Source organism: Ignavibacteriota bacterium, from assembly GCA_016218045.1.
Lineage (GTDB): Bacteria > Bacteroidota > Ignavibacteria > SZUA-365 > SZUA-365 > JACRFB01.
In genome coordinates this window covers 1-12568 of the sequence record JACRFB010000016.1, presented here as the reverse complement: position 1 = coordinate 12568, position 12568 = coordinate 1, and the positions used below count along the sequence as shown (strand labels likewise).

General features: G+C 63.2%; 11 protein-coding genes. 7 read left to right on the top strand and 4 right to left on the bottom strand.

The window, feature by feature from the left end:
• Positions 1 to 21: 21 nt before the first annotated feature.
• The 4 genes from HY962_05545 to larB all read right to left on the bottom strand — a co-directional run bounded on the left by HY962_05545 (position 22) and on the right by larB (position 4321).
• Positions 22 to 1668: a hypothetical protein gene (locus tag HY962_05545; protein ID MBI5646377.1), complete on the bottom strand. Its 1647-nt coding sequence runs from the start codon at positions 1666 to 1668 to the stop codon at positions 22 to 24.
• Positions 1665 to 2570 carry a homocysteine S-methyltransferase family protein gene (locus tag HY962_05540; GenBank protein ID MBI5646376.1) on the bottom strand — a complete coding sequence of 302 codons (906 nt, stop codon included), beginning with the start codon at positions 2568 to 2570 and terminating at the stop codon, positions 1665 to 1667. The genes HY962_05545 and HY962_05540 overlap by 4 nt, the downstream gene beginning before the upstream one ends.
• A gap of 90 nt (positions 2571 to 2660) precedes the next feature.
• Positions 2661 to 3542 carry a TIGR00268 family protein gene (locus HY962_05535; protein ID MBI5646375.1) on the bottom strand — a complete coding sequence of 294 codons (882 nt, stop codon included), beginning with the start codon at positions 3540 to 3542 and terminating at the stop codon, positions 2661 to 2663.
• Positions 3539 to 4321, bottom strand: coding sequence for a nickel pincer cofactor biosynthesis protein LarB (gene larB / locus HY962_05530; GenBank protein MBI5646374.1), 783 nt, complete (start codon positions 4319 to 4321; stop codon positions 3539 to 3541). The genes HY962_05535 and larB overlap by 4 nt, the downstream gene beginning before the upstream one ends.
• 34 nt (positions 4322 to 4355) lie before the next feature.
• Between larB and HY962_05525 the strand changes: the two genes are divergently transcribed.
• The 7 genes from HY962_05525 to HY962_05495 all read left to right on the top strand — a co-directional run.
• A complete protein-coding gene (locus tag HY962_05525; protein ID MBI5646373.1) occupies positions 4356 to 6215 on the top strand; it encodes a BamA/TamA family outer membrane protein in 1860 nt (619 codons plus the stop codon).
• Between the two features lie 205 nt (positions 6216 to 6420).
• On the top strand, positions 6421 to 7263 hold the full coding sequence (locus tag HY962_05520; GenBank protein MBI5646372.1) for a geranylgeranylglycerol-phosphate geranylgeranyltransferase: 843 nt from the start codon (positions 6421 to 6423) through the stop codon (positions 7261 to 7263).
• Entirely contained in the window at positions 7260 to 7979 is a 720-nt protein-coding gene (locus HY962_05515) for a ribonuclease HII (GenBank protein MBI5646371.1), read from the top strand. The genes HY962_05520 and HY962_05515 overlap by 4 nt, the downstream gene beginning before the upstream one ends.
• The gene (locus HY962_05510) at positions 7963 to 8328 is read left to right on the top strand and encodes a YraN family protein (protein MBI5646370.1); all 366 of its coding nucleotides are present in this window, start codon (positions 7963 to 7965) and stop codon (positions 8326 to 8328) included. Before HY962_05515 ends, HY962_05510 begins: the two co-directional genes overlap by 17 nt.
• Before the next feature lie 4 nt (positions 8329 to 8332).
• Positions 8333 to 8779, top strand: coding sequence for a hypothetical protein (locus tag HY962_05505; GenBank protein MBI5646369.1), 447 nt, complete (start codon positions 8333 to 8335; stop codon positions 8777 to 8779).
• Between the two features lie 58 nt (positions 8780 to 8837).
• Positions 8838 to 11051 (top strand): hypothetical protein, encoded by a 2214-nt coding sequence (locus HY962_05500; protein ID MBI5646368.1) that lies wholly within the window; start codon positions 8838 to 8840, stop codon positions 11049 to 11051.
• A gap of 634 nt (positions 11052 to 11685) precedes the next feature.
• On the top strand, positions 11686 to 12568 hold an 883-nt coding region (locus tag HY962_05495), incomplete at its 3' end, for a hypothetical protein (protein ID MBI5646367.1).

Here is a 12568-nt window from a genome sequence, read left to right as displayed (position 1 = left end):
GCGCAGCGCGGTGCCGGGGAATCAGCGGGGCGCCACCTTCCACACATAGGTGAGTTTTGCATCCGCGCCGCCGCGGGGTTTGACCTCGAAGTACACCGACAGCGGGGCCTTGTCCCATTGCGCGGTCATGCGGTTAAGGAGATTTTCGAGATTCGTTTTGCGTTCGCGAGCCTCCTCGGTGTTGATACCCGAGACGGCGATGTCGACGGCGAAGAGCAGTTCGCGCGGCGCACTGCGAATCAGGTGCAGAAGCTGCAGGAAGGAGCGCGAGGTCTCGTTCACGTTCTGTTCGCGGATGAAAAGATCGTAGAAAGTCCACGACACATTACGCGCCGGATTGAGGGGTGTGCCGTCGAGAGGACTCGGATCGGATCCGTCGGCGATACCATCGTGATCCGTGTCGGGATGCCGCGGATCGGTCATGATGCCGTAGACTTCCATATAATCCGTCGCGCCGTCGTTGTCGCTGTCGGCTTTTTTCGGATCCGTGCCGAGATCGATTTCGCGCTTGTCGAAAAGGCCGTCGCGGTCGAAGTCCTCTTCGTACGGCCGAAGGAAGTGTGCAAACTCCTCGGCATCACTCAGCCCGTCGTTGTCTGTGTCGCGCAGCAGCGGACTCGACACATTTTCGAGTCCGTCGGGAAGTCCGTCGCCGTCGGTGTCGCGGTTCAGCGGATTGGTGGAACGCGCGAGTTCCTCCTTGTCGTTGAGACCGTCGCCGTCGCTGTCGGCGCGTGTCGGAAGCGTGCCGAGGCGATGTTCCTCCATATCCGTGAGGCCGTCGCCGTCGGTGTCGCGCGCGAGCGGATTCGACTGCAGGGTGTGCACTTCCTCTCCGTCGAGCAGGCCGTCCTTGTCGGTGTCCTGAATCAGGGGCGACGTGCCGGCCAGCACTTCCTCGCGGTCGTCGAGACCGACGCCGTCGGTGTCGCGCGCGTCGGGATTTGTATGGTAGGTGTCGCCCTCCGAGCGGTTCGAGAGACCGTCGTAGTCGTCGTCGCCATCCGGCGGCGGGAACGAATAGCTGAAGCCGAGCCCCGCGGTGAGATAGGCGTCGGCCGCATCACCCATCGAGTATCCGTCGAGATAATCCGTGAATCCGAGATGCAGCATCCCGTGGAAATTCAAGGCGAGATGATCCGAGAGCAGATATTCGAAATCCACCGACAGCGGCAGCGCCACCGTCCATTTCCCATACTGTTCCTGCGGTTTCGGCAGACTGGTGCCATTCGGATCTTGCGGAGTGAAATATGCGAATTCCAGACCGGCGCCCAGAAACAGTTCCGCCTTCGGGCCGACGAGACGCCGGTACAGCGCCTGGGCGCCTATCGGCGCGACAAAACACCGGAATTTTTCTCCGGCCGGGTAGCGATTCGTGTCGAACGCCACGGCGGCGTTTCCGTTGAGACGCCACTGCAGATCATATCCGCCGATATACGCCCGGCCGTACAGCGCCCCGTCCTTTCCCCACGTGCGGAAGAAGCGCGAGAGAGTGACCGACGCGCCGCTCGAGAAGCGATTGTCGGTGAAGTCGCCATAGTACTTCGTCGCATCGAGCGTCAGGCCGAGTATCCATTCGCGCGGCGGCTGCGCCGGCGCGGTTGTCTGCGCCGCGAGCACCGCGGGGAACAGGCCGAGGAGCAGGACAAGGCGCGCTGGTGTTTTCATGGTGATGTGTCCGTGTCTGGAGGTTGCGGATAGAACTCGTCATGCAGGGCGGCGATCCACTCGGGCGTGGTGCCGCAGCATCCGCCGATGAGGCGCGCTCCCGCGGCGGCCCAGCGCGCGGCTTCCTGTCTGTACGCGGCCGCGTCAATCTCTTCACACATGTGCGTGCCTTCAGGGGCGGGCGCTCCCGCGTTTGCGTACACGCCGGCGGGAAGACCTGTGGCGCGGAGCAGCGACAGCGGATACGCGGCCGCGCGGGCGCGCAGGCAGTTGACGAGGACGGCCGCAGGCGCGCAGCGCGCCACCGCATCGAGCGCTTCCGTCAGCGGTTCGCCCGATAACAGAGCCCCGTCGTCGCCGCATGTAAAACTCACGGCGAATTCCTTGCCCGTTGCCGCGCAGGCCTCGGCCGCGATGGCGGCCTCGCGCACGGAATTCATCGTCTCGGCAAGAAGAATGTCAGCGCCGAACATCGCGAGTATTTCCGCCTGCCGGCCGTGTTCCTCGCGCAACTCCTCGTCGGACGGCGCAAGAGCGGGCTGATAGCAGTCCTCGACCGGCGCGATGCTGCCCGCGATAACAACAGGGCGGAAGACGCGGTAGCGCTCACGTGCCTCGAAGGCAAATTCGACGGCCTTGAGATTCAGTTCGTCCCAGCGATGCTCGATTCCGGCCTTCCTCAGCGCGCGGATGTTCGTGCGGAAACTGCAGGTCGTGATTACGTCGGCCCCCGCCCTCAAATTCCACCAATGGATGTTCCGCACCAGATGCGGCGCGCGCAATAGACCGTTCGCCGACCAGAGCGGCAGACCTAAATCCACTCCGTGCCTGTGCAGCTCGGTGCCCATGGCGCTGTCGAGCAGAACGACGGGTTTTGAGGCGAGCAGTTGTGTGAGGGTCATGGCGGGAACGGGGACGAGGGAATAGGGACGGGGGACGAGGGAATGGGGGACGGGGGACGAGGGAATAGGGACGGGGGACGGGGGACTTTGTTAGGCGGATGCGGTTTCAGTGCTATCGGATGTTGCAGGGTGGTCCGGTTCTTCGACGGCGGGAGGGCGGAAGCCGGAAACGCCGCCCGACACAAAGGCCCGCAATGACACGGACGTGAAGCCGAGCGGAAGGAGTTCGGCCTCGCATTCCCGTTGTGTAAGGTGGGGCAGCTTCGTGCTGTCGGCCTCGATCATCGCGGCATCACCCGCGAGGTGGCGCACGCGCAGGTTATCGGCGGCATCGAAGGCGAAACGCGCGCGGAGGCGCCGCTCGGCTTCGTCGATACGGGCCAGGTGTCCGGCAGTCGCGGGCACGCCGAATTGCAGGCGCGAACGAAGGCACGGAGCGGCCGCGGCGTTCCAGTTCGGGAGTCCGGCATGGCGCGACATGGCCCGAACCTCTTCTTTCGTGTACGAAGCGAGCGGACTTGCCACACGATACTCGCGCGCGGCACGAAGGCCCACACGTGTCGGATCGATCATGTCGTCGGCATTTGTGCCGTTAAAGAGCACAACGTCCTTTTCTCCGTCCAACGACGCGTCGATGCGCCGCATCGTTTCATACAGCACGCTTTTACAGACGTAACAACTCAAACCCTCGTTGGCGATGTACACCGGATCGGCGCCCTCGTCGGTATCGACGAGCCGGAGCGGGATGCCCACATGTTCCGCGAGTTGGAAGGCCGAGGCGCGCTGTTCCGCCGAGAGTGACGGCGAGACGCCGAGCACCGCTTCACCGCTGTGCGGAAACGCGGTGAAGACGGCCTGTGCGACAAGGGCGCTGTCGACCCCGCCCGAAAAGGCCACGAGATTGCGGCCGCTCGCAGTTCCGAGTGCGCGGGTTTCCTCGAGCAGACGCTCGTAGAGTGCGGCCGGATTCATAGCGGCGCGTCCGCGCAGATGGCGGCATGAATGCGATGCGCGGCCACCGCGGCGCCGACGCCGTTGTCGATGTTCACGGCAAGCACTCCGGGCACGCAGGAACCGAGCACGGAGAGCAGCGCGTTGTAGCCGCCCGCGTTGACACCGTAGCCGGCGCTGACGGGCACGGCGATAATGGGAATGCGCAGGAGTCCGGCCAGCACCGAAGGCAGCGCCGCCTCCATGCCCGCGGCGCAAACAAGCACCGATGCGGTTCGCAGCGCGGGCAGGGCGTCGAGGGTCCGCTCGAGACAGGCGATGCCGATATCGGCCCACCGTTGTGTGTGCGAACCGAGCACGTCGCAGACGAGTTCGACCTCTTCCGCAACGGGCAGATCGGCGGTACCCGCGGTGACAACGGCCACATGTCCGGGCAGCGGGAGCTGATCGGCGGGCGCCACACGCACGGCGCGGCACAGATCGTACGAGCGCGCACCGGGAAACGCGTCGAGCACGGCCCGATGCGCATCGTCCGCAAGTCGCGTGGCGATGATGTTCACGAGCCCCGCCTCGATCATGCGGCGCGCGATGGCGACGATCTGACCCGGCGTCTTGCCCGCCCCGTAGATGATTTCCGGAACACCGGTGCGTTCGGCGCGCCGCAGGTCCACGCGCGCAAAGTCGCCAAGCTCCGCATAGGAACGCGGGGCCGCGCGCAATTCGGCCAGCGCGGCGTCGGGCGATATTGCGCCGTCGGCGATGCGCCGGAGCAGGGCGTGGATGGTATCGGTGTCGAACATCGGGGTCGGTGTCTCGCTGTGGGAAGGATGCGGAGTGCGCCGGGACAATATACTCCCCTCTCCCGAGCGCATTCAAGTCAGCGGCGCGGCTCCGTTCCGCGGAAACGGCATTGACACCCGACGCGCCACATTCTATTTTGCCGACGTGTTCTTACGCTGCCCGACATGGATACTTCTCGTGGTGTGCTGCGCATGCGCGCAGGCGCAGCGGCAGGCGCCCGTGCTGGACCTGACCTGCGACGGCTGTGTCGCGCTGCGGACGACGGAACTCGCGCAGGATCTGCGCACCGTGATTGCGCGGCCGGGTTTGTCGCGCGGCGACAGCGCGATGCGCGCCGCGGTGCTGCGTCACGCAAGCGAGCGAGGATTACGCTTCGCGCACATCGAGGCGATCGGCATGGAGATGTCGGCGGATTCCGCGCGTCTCGCGGTGACACTCCGCATCTCCGAAGGCGCGCGCGTGCTGCACGGCACTACTCGAGTCGAGGGCGCGCAGGCCGTCGGCGAAGCCACAGCGCTCCGCGCGCTCGATGCGCCCGCCAACGGCCTGTTCACCGAAGCCGCCGTCGGCGAGGCGATTGGCCGGCTCATCGCGCGGTATGAGCAGTCGGGGTATCCGCTCGTGTCGGCCCGCGTGACGGATCTGGTGATGCGGCCGGATGGCGGCGAAATACGCGCCGATGTGACCGTGACGGTGGATGAAGGCGGACTCTGGACCGTCGACACGATCGCGGTCGAAGGCAACACCGAAACAGATCCCGACGTGATCGTGCGGGAAACGCGGATTCAGCGAGGAGAATTGTTCGACGCCGAGAAGGTCCGCACCGCGCGCGCGCGTATCGAACGCCTGCGCTTTTTTTCCACCGTGGCAGAACCGGAGTTTGTCATCCGCAACGGACGGGGCGGCCTGCTTCTCCGCGTCGCCGAAGGCAGCACCAACGTTTTCGACGGCGTGATCGGCTATCAGCCTCCGCGGCTGCCGGGCGAAGAGGGTTACCTCACCGGATTGGTGAACGTCTTTTTCCGGAATCTTTTCGGCACGGGACGCCGTTTTGACGGGCGCTGGGAACGGGCGACGCGCGATGTATCGGAGTTGGACGTCCGATATCTCGAACCCTGGTTCCTGTCCCTGCCCTTGAATCTCGACGGCGGCTTCCGCGAACGGCGCCAGGATTCCACCTACATCCGTCGCGCGCTCGAGGCGCGGGCCACCTGGCTCGCGGGCGCATGGCTGAACATCGCCGCAACGGTGCAGCAGGTGTCGGTCATACCCGGCGCCCGCGCCGCGTCGTCGGCGCTCTCGGCCAGTTCCACGTTCAACGCCGGCGCCGAACTGCTTATCGACACGCGCGACAACGTGTTTGTTCCACGCTCGGGCGTGCAGTTCCGCAACAGCTACAGCGGCGGCGCCAAACGCAGCACAGCCGTCGCGACAGGCGCGCGCGAAAGCGACTTCGTGCAGCGCATCGAGCTGGATCTCTCGTACTTCCTCGAACTGTTTCCGCGCAATATCGCAGCGCTGTCGGTACACGGACGCGAATTACGCGGCGCCGCGCTCGACGCAAGCGACATGTACCAGCTCGGCGGCGCGACCACGCTGCGCGGGTATCGCGAGGAGCAGTTCAGCGGCACCCGCCTCGGCTGGGTGAATGCCGAGTACCGTTTCACCTTCGGGCCGCGCTCGTTTCTCTTCGCGTTTTTTGATGTGGGCGCCGTGTATCAAACGCCCGATCCCACGCGGCAGCGTGATGAATTCTCGGTGACGCGGCACGGATACGGCATCGGCGTGCGCCTCGAAACGGGCCTCGGTGTCATCGGCGTGAGTTACGCCCTCGGGCAGGGCGACGGGTTATCGGATGGTAAAATCCACTTCGGTCTGGTGAATGAATTCTGATGACAAAAGACTGCGAGGCGCCTGAAAAGAGTCGCCACCGCCTTCGCAGCACTCACGGAATCTGATTTTTCGAAAGAAAGGGGGCGCGTGTTGATTCATGTCTCCTGCATCCTTACTCCTGACTCCTCACTCACCCATCGCAGATCGATCTACCCATCTACCATCTACCAGCTACCATCTACCAGCTACCATCTACCCATCTACCGTGCCCCATCCCGCCGCATACCTCCACCTGACCAGACCCATCAACGCAGCCATCGGCGCCCTCGGCTGCGCGGCCGCCTGCGTGATTGCCGGGGGAGACGGAAGGAACGTGATGGTGCTGCTGCCCGCCTGCGCCGCCGTGGCCCTGATCACGGCAGGAGGCAATGCGACGAACGATGTGTTGGACGAGAGCATCGACCGCATCAACAGGCCGTCGCGCGCGCTGGCCGCGGGAACGGTGACGCGTCGGGGCGCGGTGTTGACGGCGGTTGGCTGCAGTGTTGCCGGACTCGCCAGCGCCGCTGCTTCCGGTCTACTCGCCTTCCTTCTTGCTATCGCGGGCACCGCGTTGATCCTCGGCTACAACCTGCGACTCAAGCGTGTCCCGCTGCTGGGAAACGCGGCCGTGTCCATTGTCACGGGACTGGCGTTTCCCTTCGGCGCCGCGGCCGCGGGCAACGTGTCCGCGGGTATTGTGCCCGGACTGCTCGCCGCCGCGTTTACCTTTCCGCGCGAACTGTTCAAGGACGTGGAGGATGTGGAGGGTGATACCGCCGGAGGCATACGCACGTTTCCCATCACACACGGCGCGCGCGCGGCCATGCGCTTGGCGGCCATGTGCTGTCTGCTCGTGCTTGCGGCCAGCCCCCTGCCCGCCGTGTTCGGCCTCTATTCGTGGCACTATCTCGCCGTCGTCATCGCCACAGTTGATATTCTCCTGCTCTATATCGCAATAACGGCCCTCCGCGCCGACGACGCCGCAACGGCGGGACGGCTCAGCCGTCTCATGAAAGTCGCGATGCCCGGCGGCATCCTTGCCATACTCGCGGGAACAATTCTGTGAAACCGCGCGTACAAAGGACGGAGCCGCGCGGCACGGAGGGTGATGCGACGCGTGCGGCGGCCTCGGCGACACAGACGGCTCGGCGATACTCGTCGCTCGAACTTTCGCTCTTTCAAGAAGGGATAACGCTGCTTGCGGGAGTGGACGAGGCGGGGCGCGGTCCGCTGGCCGGACCCGTCGTGGCGGCGGCCGTGATTCTGCCCGCGGATGCGGCGATAGCGGGAATCGCGGATTCCAAAACACTGCATGAACAACGCAGGGAGGAGTTGGCGGACATCATTCGAACACATGCAGTGGCGATCGGCATCGGCGAGGCCGGTCCGGAGGAAATCGACGCCGTCAATATTCTCCAGGCCACACTGCGGGCGATGGACCGCGCCGTCGCGGCGCTCGATCCCGCTCCCGACTTTCTTCTCGTGGACGGCAACCGCTACCGCCATGCCACGCTGCCCTTCCGCACCGTTGTGCGCGGGGACGCGCTCTGCCTTTCGATCGGCGCCGCATCCATCATTGCAAAGACACACCGCGACGCCATTCTGCGCGCGCTCGAAGACGCGTATCCGGGATACGGCTTCGCACAGCACAAGGGGTACGCAACACGGAAACATTTGGAGGCGATCCGGACCATGGGGTACACGCCGGTACACCGCCGCAGTTTTATCGTGAAACAATTTCTGGAACATCAGGGAGAACTGTTCGATGGAAGACAAGAATGATCTCGCCCGACTCGGCGAGCAGGCGGCCGAGGCGCTGTTGCGCGCGCAGGGTTTCGCCATTCTCGAGCGCAACTACCGTTTCGGACACGGCGAGATCGACATCGTCGCGCGCGACGGCAACACCACCGTGTTTATCGAAGTGAAGACGCGGCGCAACGATGCCTTCGGGAGGCCCGAAAGCGCCGTGACACCCAACAAACAACGCCAACTCGGCCGCATCGCGACCGGCTGGCTCTGCGACAACGGCTGGCCCGACACACCCTGTCGTTTTGATGTTGTTGCGGTTACATTTGAACGTGGCGCGCCCGTCTGCCACCACATCATCAACGCGTTTTCACTGTCCCCGTGATTGTATGACCGATACACTCGCCTCCTGGCATCCCTTCATCGTGCATTTCGCCGTGGCGCTGAGCATCACCGCGGCGCTGCTCGACGCCGCGGATTTTCTTCTGCGCAGCACACGCCTCATGCAGACCACGTTCATTCTCACGCTGCTCGCGCTACCGTGCCTGCTCGCCGCGGTGTTGACCGGGAATCTTGCGGCCGCGGGTCCGCTTGATGCCGCACAACAACACATCCTCGAGCAGCACGAGACCTACGCGAACATCGCCGTGTGGGTGTTCTCCGCCGCGGCCGTATGGCGGCTCTTCCTGCATCTGAAAAAGAAATTCAACGGTCTCAACGCCGTCATCTACGTCTTCATCATCATGCTCGCCGCCGCCAGTGTGTTTCTCGCGGCCAAAAAGGGAGGCATGATACGGCACGACGCGCACGCACACGCGGCAGGTGCCGTGCTTTGACGTTGCGGATTCGCGCTGTGTGGCGTATTCTTCACCTGTGATCCCGAAAGGAAAGGCCATGAGCGAAACTCTGATACTGCTTGTGCGGCGGGCGGCTGTGTTCACACTCTTTGCCGCGATCTCCATCGTACTGGAAACGCGGGCGCAGGAATGGGAATGGCAGAATCCCGTACCGCGTGGATATCTCGTCAACGACATTATTGCGACGGGGACGGGGACCGCAGTGGCGGTGTGCGACCGCGGTTTCGTGCAGCTCACCTACGACACGGGACGCACATGGTACTCACAGCACATCGTGTATCACGATCTGCAGCGTGTACTCGCCTTTCCCAGCGGCGACCTCATCGCCGCGGGCGAGGACGGTCTGCTGCTCACATCCACCGACGGGGGGTGGCTGTGGACCGAACGAAAACCCGCCGTGGCCGGTGCCAACGGCCTGGCCGACCTCGCGCGCATCGACGATTCGAGCGCCCTCGCAAAAACCGGACCCACACTCCTGCTCGTCACCCGCGACCGTGGCATTTCCTGGTCGCCGATACAGGTGCCGGTGACGATGAATGACCAGTTGCGCAGCATCGCCGTGCAATCGCCCGGCCGCTGGTTCGCGGTCGGAAATCGCAGCGTGTACCGCACCGACAACGCCGGGCTCGACTGGGCCGTCGATTCGTCGTACGCCGCGCGCGGCATGCAGCGCCTCGTCTTCATCGACAGCTCCTACGGCTATCAGCTCCGCGACGGCCAAGTGGTGCGCACGCATGACGGCGGCGCCACGTGGAAGGAAATGGATGTGTACGGTTTCGATTACCACCTGCGCGTGTTTGCCGGACCCGCTCTCGGCGATGCCGTGTATGTGCTGAGCGAGGGTGAATACATCGTCAACAAATCCACCGACGGCGGCGAGACCTGGAACATCAGTCTTACAGGCGCGGCTTTCCCGAACGCATATCCGATTGCCGGAAGTTTTGTGAACGCGCAGGTCGGGTACATCGCTGGTGAGGGCGGTCGCATACTGCGCACCAGCGATGGAGGGCAGTCCTGGGCCATCGTGATGGGAGCGGGATTCCTGGCCGACATCACCGGGATACACTTCACCAATGAACAGAACGGCATCGCCCTCACCTACACGAACAGCGTGCTCGTCACCTCGAACGGCGGCAGGCGCTGGGACGAGGCACAGCCGTCGACGCGATACAGTATCCGCGGGCTCTCGATGTATGGCGGACAGGCGGGATACGCCTTCGGCCTCGATGCGCAATACAGCAGCGCCCTCTTCCACACGAGCAACAACGGACACGCCTGGGAGAAAATCGGCGAGCTGCCGTTGAAGTACACACTGCTTGGGGGCGAACTGCCCGAGGGGATTCTTGCGCTGTCGCGCGATACCATTCTCGTGGGAAGTTCCGCGGGCAACCTCTACCTGAGCAGGGATGCCGGCGCGCAGTGGGACTCGATCTATGTTTCCGACGAATTCCAGTTCCAATTCGCTGCCGGAGAATTGCTGTACTTCTTTTATCCGGCCACGATACTGTTCACGGGCAGCGGTGGTGTCGCCATCAGCACCGACATGGGAGAGAATTGGACGTATCACCGGAGTCCATCGAATTCCTACCTCCGCAATGTGCAGTTCTTCTCGCCGACCGACGGCGTGGCACTGGCATCGGGAACATCGTCGGGCAGCGCGACCTTCACCACGAACAGCGGGCGCACCTGGAACACACGCGGCAGTGAACGCGGCTTCGAGCGCCTGTTTTTCTTTGACGCATTGAACGGATACGCCACAAAACCGGTCACCACAGGCCGCACGGGCGTGTACAGCACAAGCGACGGCGGGACGTCCTGGTCGGTCTCACCGATGAAAGAAGGCGTGTACTGGAACGGCTGGTACTGGTTGACGCGCCAGAAGGGGTGGGCGTACGGTCCGGGCGGCGAAATCCGGCACAGCGGCACCGGCGGCAGCACGGGCCTCGAAATGCCCGCGCCAGCGGTCATGGAAATCGGAGCACCGTATCCGAATCCCGTCGTCTCCACGCGCCACGCGGCGCTCACCATCCCTTTCGCGCTCGGAGCCGGACCCGACCGCTCCGTCTCTCTGTCATTGAACGACATGCTCGGCCGGCGCATCGTCTCCCTGCCCGAGGCAATTCGCCAGCCCGGCCGCCACGCGGCCGTGTTCGATCTCCGCACACTTCCCCCCCTCGCGCCCGGCCTCTATCACGTGCGCCTCCTCTCAGGCGCTGTTGCCACAAGCCGTGCAGTCGTAGTGACACAATAACGGACAGCGGGAGAGCGGGACAGCGGGACAGCGGGAGAGCGGCCGAAGGCCGCAAGAAAAAACCTCCGTTTCCTCCGTTCCTCCTGTGTGCCGTTTTCTTCGCGCAACACTCTATCATGCGACAGCGGGACAGCGGGACAGCGGGACCACGACCCTGTGTCTCGCTGAGCGTAGTCGAAGCGCGACGGGACAGCGGGAGAGCGGGACAGCGGGACCACGACCCTGTGTCACGCTGAGCGTAGTCGAAGCGCGACGGGACAGCGGGAGAGCGGGACAGCGGGACAGCGGGACAGCGGGACCACGACCCTGTGTCACGCTGAGCGTAGTCGAAGCGCGACGGGACAGCGGGACAGCGGGAGAGCGGCCGAAGGCCGCAAGAAAAAACCTCCGTTTCCTCCGTTCCTCCGGTGTGCTGTTTTCTTCGTGCAACATTCTATCGTGCGACAGCGGGACAGCGGGAGAGCGGCCGAAGGCCGCAAGAAAAATACCTCCGTTTCCTCCGTTCCTCCGGTGTGCTGTTTTCTCCGTGCAACACTCTATCGTGCGACAGCGGGAGAGCGGCTTCTTGCTTCCCTACACCGTACTCACTAGGTTGCCCCATGCTGTTCCGCGTTTTAACGGGTTGAGGTGTTGGATGAGCAGTACTCGAAAATTTCAGGGGTGCGATGTGATGCTCCGCGCCGCCGTGTTGGGCTTTATGGTGCTTTGTGTTTGTACTCCGGCACTGCTCTCCCAATACCGTGAAATTCCCTTGCCGTACCGCGACACCACACGTGTGAAGGTGCAGTTCCTCGACTCACTGCATGGTTGGGTGGTGAATTATCGCGGCACAATTCTCCGCACAACGGACGGCGGAGTACAATGGACCGAACACCACTTCACCGCCGATTCCACCATCGATGATCTGGAATTCGTGGATCAGAGGAACGGATGGTTGCTGTTTTCGACAAGACCGCCTGGGAGTAATTCAAGTGTTCATCGCCTTTATACAACAAGCGATGCCGGAGCGTCCTGGGTGAAGGTGCCGATTTTTCCGGACACGATGCGGCCAACAGCGCGGCCAAATGGGGGGTACTGGAGGACTCCGTTCTCCCGTATCGTCCCTGCTCGAAATATCGAATTCGTGGACAGCAATACGGTGTACATGGAATCAGCTTCAAGGAAATCGATAATGTTCTGGCGTACAACAAATCGCGGGCAAACATGGGAAGAATTGCGCAACGCTGCGTATGATGCGACGCCTTTTAATCAAACAATCCATCACTTGGAAGTCCTCGACTCCCTCCATTGGTTTATAGTGCACACATACCCCCTCATTCAAACTCCCCTACCTGTGATTGTAACAACGACGTCCGATGGAGGTGGAACCTGGGAGATAACGGGCTACTGGGATGATGAAATCGTGTTTAATGTGTGTCAATCGGGGCCACTTATGTATACGATATTTCCACGTCCGGAGAGAGAAATATCCTTTCCTTATGCACATACGAAGTACACCATGGACGGCGGAAACACCT